This is a genomic window from Rothia sp. HMSC065B04, assembly GCF_001812285.1.
GTDB classification, from domain to species: Bacteria; Actinomycetota; Actinomycetes; order Actinomycetales; family Micrococcaceae; genus Rothia; species Rothia mucilaginosa.
Genome location: NZ_KV808410.1, coordinates 71,706 through 88,441, shown reverse-complemented (window position 1 = coordinate 88,441; position 16,736 = coordinate 71,706). Strand labels below are relative to the sequence as shown.

Here is a 16,736-nt window from a genome sequence, read left to right as displayed (position 1 = left end):
CCTGCTGACCCGAAGCCTGCTGACCCGAAGCCTGAGGATAAGAAGTCTGACGCTAAGTCTGAGAACACCGCAGAGGCTAAGGATCAGACCTCCAAGGATCAGGCATCTCAGTCTGACTCCAAGTCTGACGCTAAGACCGGTGCACAGGACTCCAAGCCTGCTCCGGATGCTGTGAAGGCTGATAAGTCCGGTTCGGCTGTGAAGAACGGTGGCTCCTCTGCAGGTGGCTCCGATAATTTGGGCAGTGGCTCCTCGGTAGCTAAGAGCGACGCAGGTTCCTCGCAGGCTGGCTCTTCGCGTGGCGCTCTGGCGAACACTGGTGCGAACGCTGTGATGCCGCTGGTTGCTTTCGCTTCTGTGGCTCTGATTGCGGGTGCTGCTCTGGTGATGCGCCGCCGCAAGGCATAAGCGTAGCGTTTAGTTTTCGGGCGTAAATGCTCGATGTAACGCGTGAGGAGGCGGGTATTTTCTCTTTCGGATTCTTTGAATCTGGGGGGAGGGAGTACCCGCCTTTTATGTGCCTGCTTGGGCTAATGCTGAGTGGGTGGTTTTTAAAGCATATTTATATATGTGCACTTGCCTGTAAAAATATAGGTTTTGAATGTTGAGAAAATGTTTAACCCGTGGTGAATCTCGCTGGCGCGCCTCACCTAAACTTTTACATTAATGTGTAAATATAAAAGCATCACAATACCCCTCGTGACCTGGGTTTTTGCCCGTAAGAGCAAGGAAAAACCCTGGATACACATCAACCTTCACGTGATACTGAAGGCGAATTAGGGGATCACTCACAAAAACACAAAACACGCCCACGTCGCTGCTTGTATTTTCCTGGGAAAACATTGAGGATTAGAAGGTAGGTAAATTTATGCGTTACCTGCATTTCTGCTTTTCGTGCCGTCGAATATGTCACCGCATATTCACGGGTGTCTCGTTAGCATTCGCATGCGGCATGTGAGCACTTCCGTTACACATTTAAAGGACACACATTGAACCTCACTCCCTCCTCGGGCAAAGCACTGAAGGGGCTCGCCGTCGGCTCCCTCGCGCTCGCAATCTCCGGCGCAGCCATGATTCCTGCCTCCTTCGCAGCACCGAACACCGCAAACCAGACCGCGACCCCCAGCGCATCGGCTCCTTCCACCGCATCGCTGAGCCGCATTGTTGACACCTCCGCGTCCGTCGCGCAGATTACCCAGGGTCTGCCCGGCCAGTACCAGGTTGCATACTCTAAGGCGACCAACAAGATTTGGATGGTCGGCGTGGGTGCACGCGGCGACCTCGCCTCCACCATTGCTCGTGTCAACGCAGACACTCTTCAGATTGAAGAAGTAGCAGCGCTTCCTTTCGAGCTGGATAAGAACGGCGAATTTGGCTACATTTCCGCGTACGGCATCACTGTTGATGACGTGTCCGGCACCGTGTGGGTTACTAACACCACCGATAACTCCCTGTCCGTGTTCGACCAGAACACCATGGAACAGATTTGGACTAACCACGGTATCGCTGAGAGCGACCCGAACTGGATTGAGCACCCCCGCTCTGTGCTGGTGGACCACAACTCCGGCAAGGTGTTCGTGACCGGCCGCTACTATGTGTCCGCAATCGACATGAAGACCTTCGAGGTCACCAAGCTGCAGCTGGAGGGCGCCCCCAACGGCGGTACCCGCTACATCGGCATGAACATGACCATTGATGGAGACAAGCTGTACGTGCCCGAGCGCACCGGCGGCAAGGTCTTCGTCATCAACACCAAGACCTTCAAGACCGAGCAGGTTATTCAGACCCGCGGCGAGAACTCCTCCGTTGAGGTTCGCCCCTCGGATGTCACTATTGACCACTCCGAGAACGAGCTTTACGTCTCCTCCCAGGGTGTGGACGGCGTGAACTCCGGTATCTCTGTCTACGACCTGAGCACCGGCGCGTTCAAGAAGTTCGTTAAGTTCGGTACCCAGGCGCTGTCCATGGAGAACGATGAGGGCCGCGATCTGGTGTACGTGACCGACTTCGGCACCGGCAAGATCGCCATCTTCGATGCTAAGACTGACCGCGTGATCGGTGAGGTTGAGATGAACGGCGGTAAGGCTAACGACCTGACCGTCACCGAGGATGGCTCCGTCATCGCAGTGGATAAGCAGGACATCGCTAACACCACCGCGGCAGTACCCTACGTGCTGAACTCGAAGACCGGTGACGGCTCCATGACTGACACCTACACTTCCAAGGCGACCGTTGACCGCAACGGCAAGGCTGTTCCCTCCTCGCAGCAGAAGCTGGTTCCGAACTCTATCGTGAAGTTCCACGCTGAGGTTTCCGAGGGTGAGTTCACCTCCACTGCGACCATCAACCCCGCTAAGGTTCCCTTCCAGGGCTACCCGAAGCAGGCTACCGCAGTGCTGATTGACCCCACCCTGAACTTTGCTGAGGGTACCGTCGACATTACCCGCCCCTACACCTTCCACGTGTCCGGCTACGACTTTGAGAAGCCCCCAGCAGAAGGTATTCGCCTGTTCCTCGTCAAGGAAGGCGAATGGTCGATGGGTTACGACAAGCTGACCGATAGCGAACTGGCGAATATTCAGAAGGTCTCCACCGTCGTTCCGGCGAGCGCGTTCGTCTACAACGCACGCACCGGCAAGTACTCCTTCGACGCAACTCTGCGTGTTCCCGCGAACACCATGCAGTACAGCCAGGGCTATATGCTCGGTACTGTCACCGCTGGTTCCGACGTGGCTACCAACCGTAATTACGATTCGGCTGTTTCGCTGATTGTTAATGATGCGAAGGACGCCGGCAATGCGGATAACCGCGATGAGGCTGAGGAGCCGGCATTCCCGACCAATGCTTCGGCATCGCCTTCCGCATCTGCTGCTGTAGCAGAAAAGAAGCCGGCAGCTGAGCAGCCTAAGGGCGAACAATCGAAGGCTGAGGAAGCTAACGACCAGCTGGGAACCACCGCGAAGACCGCGCCGCTGAAGAACTCTTCTTCGGTGAAGTCTGAGGATCAGTCTAAGGGCTCCGGTTCGGATTCTCAGGTGAGCGCTTCGGCAACCAAATCTGCGCCTCAGAGCAAGGGCTCGCTGGCTAAGACCGGTGCTCAGAATGTTCTGAGCCTGGCTGCTGTTGGTGCGTTTGTGCTGATTGCTGGTGCCGCTGTGATGGTGCTTCGCCGCCGTAAGGCATAGTTTCTTGCTCTAGTTTGAGCGGATGCGCCCCGTACATTGTGCGGGGCGCATTTTTGTGCCTTGATGCCGTGGTGTTGTGGTGCCGTGGCGCCTGAACGAGGCAGGCGCGGGCACGGAGGCGGGCGCTGCGGAGGTGCCGGATGGCTGTCGGGGGGGGGGTCTGCACAGCTGGGGGAGGAGTCTGTTTTTAGGCCTTGCACTCAGTGTAAAATATGTGACTCATTTCACCGCTTTTCGATTTGGTTGTTTCTGGGAACCTCTGTATAGTTATATGTGTTGCCAGGGGGACCTGGTAAAAGAGATGCAAATCTCACGGCCCCATCGTATAGCGGCCTAGTACTCCGCCCTCTCACGGCGGCAACACCGGTTCAAATCCGGTTGGGGTCACCACTAGGAAAAAGCCTTGGTTCTTCGGAATCAAGGCTTTTTGTTTATACCTGTCTTTTTCAAGAAAGATTAAAAGCGAAAAGCCACATGTGTTTAAAACACATGTGGCTTCTCAGTGGTATAGGGGACCCGGAATCTACTGCGCCGACGCCTCAGCAGAAGCAGTAGTAGCCTCCGCCGAACCCTCCGCAGACGCAGTACCCTCAGCCGAAGCGCTCGGGCTCAGCGACGGAACCGGCGAAGCAGAAGCAGTACCCGGAGCGCGACGCACCATACGCCAAGTGCCGTCCTGGTAGTGCGCCACAATCTGACCAGCCACCGGCTTACCCGGGTACTTGAATACCTCGGTCAGCGGCTGCACACGATCATTAGTCTTGCTGTACACGCCAGCACCCTCAGCACCATCAATCACCATCTCGGTTGCCCAAGTGTAGTAGCCGGTGCGAGTATCCTTGGTCGGGCGGTCAGCAGTCAACGACAGAACCATCGGACGCTCCGAACCGATCACCCAGCCGCTCTCCGAAGCGTACATGCTCTGGAAGAACTCAGCCACAGTCGAGTAATCACCCGTGTGGTCAATGTTCGTGAAGCGTACACCGTCACCGGTCAGCAGCAGGTAGTTCAGGGTAGCCTGCCAGTACGCAATGAACGCGTGCAGACCCTCAACACTGTTCTCACGCAGCTTCGCCGGCTCCAAGGGAATCGCAACGTTTACAGCCTTGTGCTCCTTGGTACCGGGCTCAAAAGTGCCGGTGGAGGAGTAGTCGGCAAGAACGACCTCACCCTTCATGCTGGGGCCGGGCTCAACGGTGGTGGTTGCCTCCGCGGTGGGGGAGACGGATGCGGTAGCGCTTGCGGTTGAAGACTCGGTAGCGGACGCGCTCGCGGTCGCCGAAGATTCGGAGGACTTCGAGGAACATGCGGCAAGAAGTGCAGCGGTGCCCAGACCCAGTGCGGTCAGGGCGGTGCGGCGGGTGTACATGGTAGACATGGGGCTCTTTCTGAGGTGAATAAAGTATGTGCCGGTATTGAACTAATTCCAGAATATCGCAGGGGAGCGGTCAGCCCAATGTTGTGTACGCCTCCAATGCCGTAAAAGCGGCGGTAGATGACGAAAAACACGGGACCCAGAGATTCTCGCACGACTACGATATGGCCGGGGTTCTAAACGGAGGCACCGGAGCTGCTCGCGCTTGAAGTGGGTGAGATCGGAGCTAGTTTGACTCGTTCATTCCAGACCGTCCATGCACCATCCTGATATTTCAAGGCAAAGAAGAAATCATAATCGCCAGTATTGCCATCCAATGAGGTCATGGGTAGTTCCCGGCCATCTGTATAGTGAATCGTTGTTTTCTTGTGGTAGCGGCTGGTGGCCCTCCAACGATACTGGTGCTCGTTAACCTGCTCTGGAGCGTCCTCGGTCAGGTTCGCTGAGACTGGTGCATCTGCGCCGTACATCCAGCCAGTGTTGCTCTTATAAAGCTTGGAGAAGGCTTCTGCCTTGTAGATATCGTTTCGGTTTATATCCACAGCCATGAAGGGTTCAATATCACCGGAGAGTATCAGGTAATTGAAAGATGCTACCCAGAAGCCTATGGCGGCGTACATGCCCTCTGTCGTCTTGGCCCTCATCTTTGCAGGAGGAATAGGCTTGGGTGGATTCTCCGCCTTCTTTGAGCTGGTCGCGGGAACGTAGGTGCCGCGTGATTCGTAGCTGTTAAACTTCAGCTCGCCCTTGTAGGAGCGCTGTTCCTTGGGCGTGCTCGGGTCGCTGAGCGGGCGAATATCGCTGGCGCAGGCGGTCAAGGAGGCGAGCGCGGCGGTGGCGGCGATGCCAAAGGCGGCGCGTCGGGTCACGAAGGTGGACATAAGGTACCCTTCAATAGATTATCGGTGTATCTATTTCAGGGTACCTTAGTGTATTTGGTTATGTTTATGATTTCTTCGTTGTCAAACCTTGGAAAATGCTACAAAAGCTACGTTAGCTAACGAAAAGTGTCGTTTACTAGGGGAAAGTGTCACCATCTTCTTATGCTGCCGCTTTCCTGTGCCGCCGTTTTCCCGCGCCGCCGCATCCTAAACGTTGAGGCCAGAACCGCTTCCGCCCGAGGATCCGGGGGAAGTCGTCGAGGAACTCTTCGTCTCAACGGTGACCATCCACGCATCGTCTCTGTATTTCAACACAAAAGTGACCTCATCGTTGCTGGAGTCACCGCTCGTCTCAGCCAGACGAATATCCCTGTCCTCGGGCACGTAATGGAGAACAGCATCCTTATGACTACGGGCAATACCCTTCCAGCGGTACTGCTCATCGTTACCCTTCTGCGGGGTCTCCTCGGTCAGATCAGCCACGAGCGGCGTCTCGGTGCCGTACATCCACCCCTCATTCTTCTTGTACAACTCTACGTATGCTTCCATCTTCCGCACGTAGATGACATCCATGTCCACGGCCTTGAGCGGCGTGTCGTCGCCTGTAACCGTCAGATAATTCAGGGACGCGACCCAGTAGCCTATAGCTGCGTACATGCCCGAGGTCGTCTTCGATTTCATGTTCACGGGAGGGGTGGGCATAGGCGGGTTCTCCGCCTTCTTCGTGCTGCTTGCGGGGTGGTACGTTCCGGTCGACTTGTAGCTATTGAACTTCAGCTCGCCCTTGTAGGGGCGCATCGGGTCAACTACGCTCGGGTCCTCCAGCGGGCGGATATCGCTGGCGCAGGCAGTCAAGGAGGCGAGCGCGGCAGCGGCAACAACGCCCAGGGCGGTGCGTCGGGTAACGAAGGTAGGCATGGGAACCCCTCAATAGTTTGTTCGTGTGCTTTTAAGCGTACCCGAGCAGGTTTGTTGGCACACTCAAAGCCGGCACCTGCTCATCTGGGGGAATAGTTCAACACGACCGTACGCAGGCCATGCAAAAAAAGGGGAAGCCCCCACACGCAATCTCAACTACATGCGGGAGCTTCCCCTGTATCTCTTCCTCTAAATCTAAAAGTGACCGCCCGTAAGAGGCGTTGGTTTTCTAGTCCTTAGACTTACTCTTTTTTGGAAGAACCCACATCGGAGGATTCTTCCTCGCTGACCATGAACCAGGAGCCGTCCTTGTAGTCCATCGCAAAGTTAGTCGCTTCGCTCTTGGAAGATCCCTCCTCAGCTAGGGGAATGGGGTCCTGGCCCTCAACGCGGACCTTCGCCTTGGGGTCCTGGATGAAGCGTCCGATCCAATCGTAACGGTTGGGGCCACCAGCGACCTTCTTCGGGGCATCAGTCAGAAGCTGAACGGTAACCGGTGCATCCGTGTCGTACACCCAGCCCTTGCCGGTGGAGTACACAAGAACAACGTTGTTGTGATCGTTCGCAAACTCGCCGGCAGGGTCAGCCTTCTTGAGCGGCTCGTAATCACCGGTCATGAACATGTAGTTGAAGCTTGCCACCCAGTAGCTGAGGAACTGGTACATGCCCTCAATGGTCGCCTCGTTCATCTTCTCCGGAACAATAGGCTTCGGCACGTTCTGCGCCTTCTTCTCAGCCGTGGCAGGAACGTACTCGCCGTTCTTCTCGTACTTGTCGAGCTTCACCGTGCCCTTGTACGACTTCTTAGCAGGCTCAGTCGCTGAAGCAGATGCCGAGGCGGATGCGCTCGCAGACTCAGAAGTGCTGGCACTCGCCGAAGCCTCACCGGAGGCGGAGCTATCAGCCAGCGGACGAATATCGCTAGCGCACGCAGTCAGCGCCGCAGCCGTGCCAGCACCGGTAGCTGCAGCTAGTGCGGCACGTCGAGAAAGAAAAGTTGCCATGAAAAATCCTTAAATGATAAGTAGGGTAGGGGATGAAGCTCTGGAGCTTATCAACCCTATAAGTGAGGTAAATCCTCACCTCTAAGGTGAACTCTGCAAAGATGCTCTAGGCGGTCTTAGAGTTAGCATCATCGGATGCTTTGGTGCTCGGGCTCGCAGTGCCCTGTCCGCGTATCTTAGTGGGGTAAGTGAACCATTTACCGTCCTGATACGACAATTTCAGGTCGGAAAGCTCAGGCTCCATGGAAGTGTTCTGGTACATAGGCCTGTTTCCCTTACCCTCAACATGCATCATCGCCTTAGAGTCCTTGGACAGCGTGATACGCCAGTAGTAGAGGGAGCCGCTATCCGATACCTTCTCAGGTTGCGGGGTCATAATCTCAGCCTGAAGCGCATGCTCCGAACCGTAAAACCACCCCTCATTGGACTCATAAAAAGTCACGTAATCATGGAAAGACTTCACATCCCTGCCGGAGGGGTCAGCCTGCTTCAACGGCTCATCGTCACCGGTGAGCACCAGATAGTTGACGCTGGCAAGCCAAAAACTAAAGGCAGAGTATGCGCCATCAATGGTTTTCTCATGCATATTCGCCGGAGGGAGGGGCTTGGGCACATTCTGCGCCTTGTGCGTCTCATCCGCGGGGATGTACTCGCCCTTCTTCTCGTAGTTGTCGAACTTTACCGGCCCCAGATAAGACTTCTCAGAAGAGCCACCCGCAGAAGCGGATGCGCTAGCAGATTCGCTAGGACCTGCAGAAGTGGACGCCTCACCGGAGGCGGAACTATCAGCCAGCGGGCGGATATCGCTGGTGCAGGCGCTCAGCATCGTAATAGCGCCCGCACCGGCAGCTAGTAGGGCTGCACGTCGAGAAAGGAAAGTCGTCATCAGAAATCCTTAAGTAGTGCGTATCAGAAGATGAGGGAAACTAACTATCGTTGTTCAAAAGCATGCGCCACATGCCTTCTTTGTACTCCATGATGAACTTCGTCGTGCGGGGAATCGTCTTTTCCTCCTCAACGATAGTCGCATCAGGCTCACCCTCAATGTGGTACTTAGCGGCAGGATCATATGCGACGGTCACAAGCCACTCATAGCGGTCCGGCTTATTAGCCACCGGCTGAAGCTCATTCTCCGCAATCTCAATCTTGTACGGCTGATCCGAACCGTAAATCCAACCCAGACCCGACTCGTAGAGCCTAATCATGGTCTTAGAGTTCTTCAAAAAAGCCTTCGCCGGATCCGCCTTCATGAGCGGCTCAACGTCGCCGGTCAGAATCAGATAATTCTGGGACGCAAGCCAATAACCCATCAGAGCGTAGGCGCCCTCGGGGCTGTTTTCCTTCATCTTCTCTGGGATTAGAGGCTTTGGCACGTTCTGCGCTGGCGCATCCGCATTCGCAGAAATGTAGGTGCCGTTCCGTTCATAGTTATTGAACTTAATCGGGCCAACATACGAGCCGGGAGTGTGACCATCCGTCGGCGAAGGCGACGCCGAGGCGCTCGCAGAAGAGGAAGCCGCGCCAGAAGCAGTAGCAGAAGCCGAGGCAGAGGAACCGCCGGAACCCTGAGATATTGAACCCTGCGACAGCGGGCGAATATCGCTAGCGCACGCAGTCAGCGCCGCAAGAACACCGGTCGCACCAACCCCCAGGAGAGTACGTCGAGTGAAGAAGGTAGTCATCGGAAGCCCTTCGTTGGAGCCAATACAGAGCAAATCACGCCACACACCGCGGCAGGCATACGCACCCCGTACAGACCTATAAGTACGTCAATGTATATATTTTTAAGGTTACCCGAGAGCCACCAAATAGCCCCGCGACCACCTCGAATGTTCAGAAAATTAAGACCCCACACCCAGCGTTTTACCAGGCGCGGGGTCTTGTTACGTGAGAAGTCACGAGGAGAGTTGAACCCTCTGCAAGACGGCAACTAAGCGGCGCTAGACAGCTCCCACTTGTCGTCCTTGTACTCCAGACGGAACCTCGCCACCTTCTTCTTCGACTCATCAGCGCTCGCCGGTTTCTCGGGCTGATTCTTATAATGCCGCACCATCTTGGGATCCATGTAGAGATAGCCTTCCCAAATAAAGCGAGTATTATCGCTGCCCGGCACCTCACGAGGGGCATCCGTTAGCAGCTCAACAATATACGGAGTTTCCGTACCGTACACCCAACCAGCACCCAACGCATACACCTTGAATATGCTGGAATATTCCTCCCAGGCGTAGCCTTTATGGTAAACAGTATCTATCGGGCCCATATCGCCCGTCATCAGCAAATAGTTCAAGCTCGCCAGCCAGAAACTCAAGAAAGCATACGCACCATCAACGCTGTGCTCCTTCATATTCGCCGGAGGAACAGGCTTCGGCATATTCTCAGCCGGATTCGTAGCGCTCGCTGGAACGTACTCACCGTTCTTCTCATAGCTATCGAACTTCATCGCACCCTTATAGGACTTACCCGACGACGGAAGACCCGAAGCAGCAGAAGCACTCGCAGGCGCCGAAGCAGAAGGAGACGCCGATGCAGACGCAGATTCGGAGGTGGTCGCCGCCTCCGACGGAGAAGCTGAGCCGGTACTGCCAGCCAGTGGGCGAATATCGCTAGCGCACGCAGTCAACGCAGAAAGTGCACCCGCAACAGCAACACCCAGAGCGGTACGTCGAGTGAAGAAAGTAGTCATCGGAAGTCCTTCGTCGGATCCTTCACCCACAAAGCCGTCAGCACGAGGCTCAAACCTGCAGGTAAAGACCATATGTAGTACGTCAATGTATATACGTTAAGCGTACCCGAGGCACTCTCAGCCGACCCCGGCCATCCGCGGGGTTTTCGCCTGAGTGTTCCCTGGGTTTTTGGCACAAGAAACCCCCACCCACGGTGCATTACCGCAGGCGGGGGAGAAGCCTACCTCAAGCTGTTATGCCTGAACCGTTATGGTGGGGCCTAGACAGAAGACCTAGGCAGCAGAAGAGCTAGAAGAAGCGGAAGCCGACGAAGAAGAGCCTTCATCGCCGGTGAGCATAATCCACCTACCGTCCTTGTATTCCACGGCAACCTTCGCCAGCTTGCCATTCGGGCTAGAAGCGGTCTTAAAGGGCTGGTCAGACTTGCCCTCAATGTGAATCTTCGCATCGGCGCTGTAGTTCATGTATGCCGGCCAGTCGTAACGGGTACCCTTACCGGACGCCTTCTTCGGTGAACCACTAGTCAGCTCAAGAGTAACCGGGGTATCCGTACCGTACATCCAGCCCAGATCGTTCTCGTACATGATCGTAAGTTCCTGCAGACTCTTCGCATACACATCTGCAGGGTCAGCCTTCTTCATCGGCTCAGTATCACCGGTCATTAGCGCATAGTTAAAGCTTGCCAGCCAGTAGCCAATGAACGCATACATGCCATCAACGTTATCTTCGTTCATGTTCGCCGGGGCTAGGGGCTTGGGCACATTCTGCGCCTTCTTCTCGGCAGTGGCAGGAACGTATTCGCCGTTCTTCTCGAAGTTATCGAACTTCACAAAGCCCTTATAGGACTTGTCCGAAGAAGCAGATGCGGAAGCAGCGGCCGAGGCGCTTTCAGAAGCGGAGCTAGACGCCGAACCTTCAGCCGTCGGGCGAATATTGCTAGCGCACGCAGTCAATGCAGCCAGTACGCCGACGCCGGTCGCACCCAGCGCCACGCGGCGGGACATACCAGCAGAAATGGGGGAAGGGCTCGTCATAATCAGCCTTTCATAGGAAGTCAACAAAGGAAATTGAGTGAGTTGACAACCCCATCATACCGGCAAATACACAGATACCCATCAGCGGTCGTCATTTAGCGCCGATGACAAAGCAACCTAATACCACTGCAAAGCATCACCAAGTCTTGACATAAAGAACCCCCGCCCACGGTGCATTACCGCAGGCGGGGGAGAAGTCTATCTTAAGCCGTTAGACCTTACCTATAGGGTAGGTGCTTAGACAGAAGAAGAACTCGAAGAAGAATCGGAAGCCGCCGAAGAAGAGCCATCCTCACTGGTGACCATACTCCACTTACCATCCTTGTACTCCACACCAACCCTCGTCAGTTCCCGCGAGCTATCCTCCATAAAGGGTTCATCAGGGCCCTGACCTTCAGCGTGAATCTTCATGTCCGCGCTGTAACTCATGTATCCCAACCAGTCATAGCGAATTCGGCTACCGGAAATTTTCTGCGGTGAATCAGAAAGCAACTCAAGAGTCATAGGGCTATCCGCACCGTAGAGCCAGCCCGCATTATTTTCATAAGCAACCGTCAAATTCCGGTAATTCTCCAGCGCATCCGCAGATTCAACCTTCTGCAACGGCTCAGTATCGCCGGTCATCAGCAGATAGTTGGAACTCGCCAACCAATAACCAACGAACGCGTAAATACCGTCAACGTTCTGCTCGTTCATGTTCGCCGGAACGAGAGGCTTGGGCACGTTCTGCGCCTTATGAGTGGCGGTTGCCGGAACGTACTCGCCGTTCTTCTCGAAGTTATCAAACTTCACGAGGCCCTTATAATGCTTGCCGGAAGAAGCAGAAGGCGAAGCGCTAGCCGAGGCACTGGGTGAGGCACTAGCTGAAGCGCTCGCGGATGCACTAGCAGAACCGGAAGTAGAGTTAGACGCCGAGCCATCAGCCAATGGGCGAATATCGCTGGCACAAGCGGTCAACGCGGCAAGTGCACCAGCGGCGGTCGCACCCAGTGCCACGCGGCGGCTCACACGGGTAGATATGGGGGAAGGGCTCGTCATAATCAGCCTTTCAAAAGAAGTCAACAAAGGAAATAGAGTGAGTTGACAACTCCATCATACCCTAAAGTGTGCAAATAGGTATCAAACGTTTCTATTTGTATCCTTTTGCGAAGAAAGGTCTGAAAAGCTGCAATTAGTGCACTAGGACGCCGAGGGGCTCGCAGATTCCGTGCTATTATCACCATCCTTATCTTTCTGAGTGCTCATAAACCAAGCACCCTCCTTATACTCCACAACGATCCTCATCGTCTGGCCCTGAGAATCTTCTGCCCTAGCCAGCGACTTATCGCGGTTATCACCCTCCGTCAGATGCCTCTTCGCATTCTGGTCAACCAGAGAACGAGCACGCCAGAAATAAAGAATACGGTCACCCTCAATCTGCGTGGGGGTATCCGTCAGCAGGTACACAGACATCGGCTCACTCGTGTCATAAATCCAGCCGCGACCCGTCTCATAGAGCTTAATCATCGGCTCAAGCTCCTTAGTGTAGTCAGTGCTAGGATCCGTCTTCTTCATCGGCTCAATATCACCCGTCAACGCCAAATAATTAAAGCTAGAAATCCAATAACCAATCAGTGCATAAATACCGTCAATACTCAGCTCCTGCACCTTCTCCGGCATGATCGGTTTGGGCACATTCTGCGCCTTCTTCTCAGCTGTGGCAGGAACGTACTCGCCGTTCTTCTCAAAGTTATCGAACGTGACCTTACCCTTATACGACTTATTCGCAGACGGCAACGCCGGCGAAGCAGACGGGCTCGCTGACTCAGAGGCGGCAGTATCAACCGGTGGATGCACCGTACGCGCACACGCAGACAACACAGCGGCAAGACCAACACCGCCCGCACCCAACACGGCGCGGCGGCTCAAGGCGACGGGCTTAGAAGAGGAGCTAGTCATCAGCAGTCTTTCGGTGAGGTCAACGGACGAGGGGGAGTGAGTCGACACCCCCATCATACCGGGCGCACCTTATAGCAACCCTAAAGCACCAGCGAACAACAAATAGCCGGGCGCATACGAAGACACCCCATAGCTGCCACACGACAAAAGACAGCTACGGGGTGAACAACGTAATACGCCTCAACTGAACCGGACGCACCGACTAACAGAGCAGCTAACGGAGCAGATGCGCAAAATTGCGGCGCGCATGAGCCACCTTCGGGCTCACCACAAACGAACAATAACCCTGCGCCGGATTCAACGCGTAATAATTCTGGTGATAATCCTCAGCCTCATAGAACACGCCCAGGGGCTTAATCTGCGTAACAATGGGGGAGGGGTACAGCTGCTGTGCACGCGCCACCGCACGCTCAAACGCTTCACGCTGCTGCTCATCCGCGTAGAAAAGCACCGAACGGTACTGCGAACCGGTATCCGCACCCTGACGATCCCAGCTGGTCGGATCGTGGCTCGTGAAGAAAATATCCAGCACCGTATCCAGGTCAATCACCTGCGGGTCAAAGCTGAGCTTCAGCGCCTCCTGATGCCCGGTCGCACCCGAACACACCGAACGATAATCAGGGTCGGGAGTATCGCCGCCCGTGTAGCCGCAGACGCTCGCCTCAACCCCGCGGAACTGGCGGTACACCGCATCCAGGCACCAGAAACAGCCGCCGGCAAGAACAACATCAGTCATGATTCCTCCTTGAACTATAAAACCACACTATCTGAAGAACACCGCCGAGCCGCATAATATTCCTGCGTTACTGCAGGCTTTGGCGTAAACCGCCACCTGCCCCGCCGCGCCACCTGCCACAATAGAGGTATGACTGAAAAACTAGAAACCCCCACCCTCGCAGAAGTCGTCGACGCCTTCCACACGCTCTTCCCTCCGCAGCTCGCCGCCGGATGGGACGCCTCCGGCCTCGTCGCCGGACGTGGCGCCGCTAAAGTAAGCACCGTCCTCTTCGCAGTAGACGCCCTCACCGCCACCGCCGAAGAAGCCGTAGCCGAAGGCGCGCAGCTACTCATCACCCACCACCCGCTGCTACTCCGCGGCGCAAAGTTCATCCCCGACAGCGACTACAAAGGCAACGTTCTGCACACCCTCATCGAAGGCGGATGCGGCCTGCTCGGCGCGCACACCAACGCAGATGCCGCCGTTGAAGGCGTGAACGAAGCACTCTGTGACGCTATCGGCCTGATTGACCGCGAACCGCTCACCGAAGCGCAAACCCAGGTGCTCGACGAGCAGGAACACGCGGTAGGTACCGGCCGCCTCGGCACCCTGCCCGAAGAAATTACCCTCAAGGAGCTTGCAGAACGCCTCGCTGCGGCACTGCCCGCAACCGCTGGTGGCCTGCGCATCGCCGGACGCGCTGACCAGCCGATCCGCCGCGTCGCCCTCTGTGGTGGTGCCGGTGACTCCCTCTTCGACGCTGTGCGCGCCACTGACGCGCAGGTGTACATTACCGCCGACCTGCGCCACCACCCCGCCAGCGAATTCCGCGAAACCGCACGAATTGACGGCAGCAACATCGCCCTGATTGATTGCTCCCACGCCGCCAGCGAATCCCTCTGGCTGCAGTCGGCTGCAAACCGCCTGCGCGCCCTGCTCGCTGAGCGTGGCTTTGCTATCGAAACGAAGCTGTCCACACTGAACACCGACCCGTGGGACTTCACCATCTCCACCGGCGTGGCAACCGGCCAGGACGCGCACTCGGCAAGCACCGAACCCGCCGCCGCATGGACTAGCCTGGCTGAAAAGTAAGCGCTGAAAAATAGCCGCTGAATAGCTACCAAGAAGCAGTCTTCAAAAATTTAGGCACAGTAAAGCCCGGTCTATACGAACCCGACAGGAACCTCTCATCAAGGATCCTGACGGGAACGTGCAGACCGGGCATTACTTCTGCGGGAGCAATACTCTGCAGGGCTTGGGGTGCCAAGCGCAGGCGGTCTAAATGACCTTACTTAGCGCGAGCCTGGAACGCCTCAATCAGAGTCTCCAACTCACCATGAGTCACCATGTGCTGAGCATCAAAAGCGCCGCTAGCGTTCAGCACCACCTTGTTCTGCTGAGCCCACAGAATCTCGCGGTAGAACGCCGAACCGGGAGCCACATCGCTGTAGGGGGAGTTGCCCGTCACTGCGGGCGAACCAGCCGCACGGTAGGCGAACGCCGCAACAGTAGCATTCGAAATGCCGGCATCAGCATGGAACTTACCGTCCGACCAGCCAAAAGTAATGCCCTTCTGACGAGCCCACACGTAGGCGGGGAAGTTCGGGTCGTCGGTCTTCACATCCGGCCACGGGGAAGTCTCGGGCAGCTTCACCTCGGGAGTACCCGCCTGGATGTACAGGGCAGCTGCGAGCTCACCGCGAGTTGCGGGGGTCTTCAGCTTCTCATCGGAAGGGTCAGGCTTCTGGTTGTCGTCCTTCTTGGGATCCTGAGCGTTGGGCAGGTTTGCATCCTTGTAACCGTTCGTGCCGTTCAGATCCAGGTCCTGCCATGCGAGCAGGGTACCGCGGCCCTCAGTGGACTTGCCCACGACCGGCGCGAGCAGCTCGCCCGTCTCGCTGTAACCGTCGTTAGCCCAAACCTCAATCACGTACTTCTTCGAAGCATTCAGAGTGTTTGCCGGAAGATTCACGGTACCGTTCAGGTTGCCGTCACGGTACGCCGAAGCCTGGGTGGGGTGGTCAAACTCGATAATGTCGCTGGTTGCCAGAACCGGGGTGTTCGAGCCCTTCTCGCGAACCACGAACTGGACACCCTTAACGGAGCGGATATCGCCGTTGAACCCCTGGCCACCAACGTTCAATTCCTGCGACTTTGCGGTATCAGCCACAGCGTTGTAACTCAGGCGCGGCGCGAACGGTGCCGGCTTCTCGCCCAGAGTGTTCAGCACCCGAGTGCTCACTACGTTCTTGCTGGTCCACAGCTCCTGGGCGGTCAGCGGCTTCTGGCCCTTCTGCTCAGCCACCACGTGAATCTCGTAGCGGACATCGTACTTGGTGCCGCCGGTCGGATCGTGGAAGTTGTCATCATCAACGAAGTAGTAGGCTGCAAGCTTGTACGCCTCAACCTTCAGGTCAGCCTCGAAGGTGCCGTCATCAGAAATGGTGAAGTCCTGGCCCTCCACGAAGCGCAGCATCTTCGAAGTCGGAATCTCGTAGCCGGAGGGCGCGTATTTTGCGGGGGCAATGTACAGCGCCACGGTGCCGTGCTGTGCACGCCACTCCTTGGTGTAGCCCGTACCCTTCACATGAACGGTACCGCCCTCGGTCGTGATGAGGAAGGGGTTCACGCCGTCGTACTTGTAACCGTCAGGGATGGATACATCCAGGGTTGGGGTATCCGCAGCGTCCTGGTGAGCAACCTGCGGGGCGGCGGCTGCAACGGCTGCATCAGCGGTAGGAGCCGCGTTCTGAGCGAGCGCCGGGGTCATCGGCAGGACCATGGCACTAGCCAACGCCAGCGCGCCGCAACCCTGAGCTGCGCGGAGGAATGAAGACTTAGAGTTCGGAAGCGAGGACATAACACATCCTTAAAAGTTGTTTTTCGCCGGGTCCTGCGGAATCAACGGCGGGTAGGGAATTCGCCGTTGAATCTGCATACACCCTATGAGAAAAGTGGTTGGAAGCCCCGTCGGTTTCGGGGACATTTTCACCCTATCA

At 56.2% G+C, this 16,736-nt stretch carries 15 protein-coding genes and 1 tRNA gene; 4 read left to right on the top strand and 12 right to left on the bottom strand.

Features of this window, described 5'->3' with window-relative positions; translation table 11 throughout:
- The 3 genes from HMPREF2845_RS07760 to HMPREF2845_RS07750 all read left to right on the top strand — a co-directional run.
- On the top strand, window positions 1-408 hold a 408-nt coding region (locus HMPREF2845_RS07760; protein WP_141752967.1), incomplete at its 5' end, for an LPXTG cell wall anchor domain-containing protein.
- 581 nt (window positions 409-989) lie between these two features.
- Window positions 990-3,185 carry an LPXTG cell wall anchor domain-containing protein gene (locus tag HMPREF2845_RS07755; RefSeq protein WP_070634384.1) on the top strand — a complete coding sequence of 732 codons (2,196 nt, stop codon included), beginning with the start codon at window positions 990-992 and terminating at the stop codon, window positions 3,183-3,185.
- A gap of 314 nt (window positions 3,186-3,499) precedes the next feature.
- Window positions 3,500-3,575 (top strand) — tRNA-Glu (locus HMPREF2845_RS07750).
- Window positions 3,576-3,708: 133 nt separating this feature from the next.
- Here HMPREF2845_RS07750 and HMPREF2845_RS07745 read toward each other — a convergent pair.
- From HMPREF2845_RS07745 to msrA, 11 genes are all read right to left on the bottom strand, one after another.
- Complete coding sequence (locus HMPREF2845_RS07745) at window positions 3,709-4,563, bottom strand: DUF6318 family protein (RefSeq protein ID WP_070634383.1); 855 nt, start codon at window positions 4,561-4,563, stop codon at window positions 3,709-3,711.
- Between the two features lie 173 nt (window positions 4,564-4,736).
- On the bottom strand, window positions 4,737-5,441 hold the full coding sequence (locus tag HMPREF2845_RS07740; RefSeq protein ID WP_049345427.1) for a DUF6318 family protein: 705 nt from the start codon (window positions 5,439-5,441) through the stop codon (window positions 4,737-4,739).
- 207 nt (window positions 5,442-5,648) lie between these two features.
- Window positions 5,649-6,359 (bottom strand): DUF6318 family protein, encoded by a 711-nt coding sequence (locus HMPREF2845_RS07735; RefSeq protein WP_049345426.1) that lies wholly within the window; start codon window positions 6,357-6,359, stop codon window positions 5,649-5,651.
- A 242-nt stretch (window positions 6,360-6,601) separates the two neighbouring features.
- On the bottom strand, window positions 6,602-7,363 hold the full coding sequence (locus tag HMPREF2845_RS07730) for a DUF6318 family protein (RefSeq protein WP_049345423.1): 762 nt from the start codon (window positions 7,361-7,363) through the stop codon (window positions 6,602-6,604).
- Between the two features lie 106 nt (window positions 7,364-7,469).
- The gene (locus tag HMPREF2845_RS07725; RefSeq protein WP_070634382.1) at window positions 7,470-8,249 is read right to left on the bottom strand and encodes a DUF6318 family protein; all 780 of its coding nucleotides are present in this window, start codon (window positions 8,247-8,249) and stop codon (window positions 7,470-7,472) included.
- A gap of 40 nt (window positions 8,250-8,289) precedes the next feature.
- Complete coding sequence (locus HMPREF2845_RS07720) at window positions 8,290-9,045, bottom strand: DUF6318 family protein (RefSeq protein WP_049345420.1); 756 nt, start codon at window positions 9,043-9,045, stop codon at window positions 8,290-8,292.
- A 248-nt stretch (window positions 9,046-9,293) separates the two neighbouring features.
- Complete coding sequence (locus HMPREF2845_RS07715) at window positions 9,294-10,046, bottom strand: DUF6318 family protein (RefSeq protein ID WP_070634381.1); 753 nt, start codon at window positions 10,044-10,046, stop codon at window positions 9,294-9,296.
- A gap of 273 nt (window positions 10,047-10,319) precedes the next feature.
- Window positions 10,320-11,081, bottom strand: a complete 762-nt coding sequence (locus HMPREF2845_RS07710) for a DUF6318 family protein (protein WP_083308751.1) — start codon at window positions 11,079-11,081, stop codon at window positions 10,320-10,322.
- Window positions 11,082-11,318: 237 nt separating this feature from the next.
- Window positions 11,319-12,119 carry a DUF6318 family protein gene (locus HMPREF2845_RS07705; RefSeq protein ID WP_083308750.1) on the bottom strand — a complete coding sequence of 267 codons (801 nt, stop codon included), beginning with the start codon at window positions 12,117-12,119 and terminating at the stop codon, window positions 11,319-11,321.
- A 141-nt stretch (window positions 12,120-12,260) separates the two neighbouring features.
- Window positions 12,261-13,019, bottom strand: coding sequence for a DUF6318 family protein (locus HMPREF2845_RS07700; RefSeq protein ID WP_070634476.1), 759 nt, complete (start codon window positions 13,017-13,019; stop codon window positions 12,261-12,263).
- A gap of 214 nt (window positions 13,020-13,233) precedes the next feature.
- A complete protein-coding gene (msrA, locus tag HMPREF2845_RS07695) occupies window positions 13,234-13,755 on the bottom strand; it encodes a peptide-methionine (S)-S-oxide reductase MsrA (RefSeq protein ID WP_070634380.1) in 522 nt (173 codons plus the stop codon).
- 129 nt (window positions 13,756-13,884) lie between these two features.
- On the opposite strand from msrA, the gene HMPREF2845_RS07690 reads away from it, so the two are divergent.
- Entirely contained in the window at window positions 13,885-14,829 is a 945-nt protein-coding gene (locus tag HMPREF2845_RS07690) for a Nif3-like dinuclear metal center hexameric protein (protein WP_070634379.1), read from the top strand.
- A 196-nt stretch (window positions 14,830-15,025) separates the two neighbouring features.
- Here the strand turns inward: HMPREF2845_RS07690 and HMPREF2845_RS07685 are convergent, their stop codons facing one another.
- A complete protein-coding gene (locus HMPREF2845_RS07685) occupies window positions 15,026-16,597 on the bottom strand; it encodes a hypothetical protein (RefSeq protein ID WP_049354790.1) in 1,572 nt (523 codons plus the stop codon).
- Window positions 16,598-16,736 lie beyond the last annotated feature (139 nt).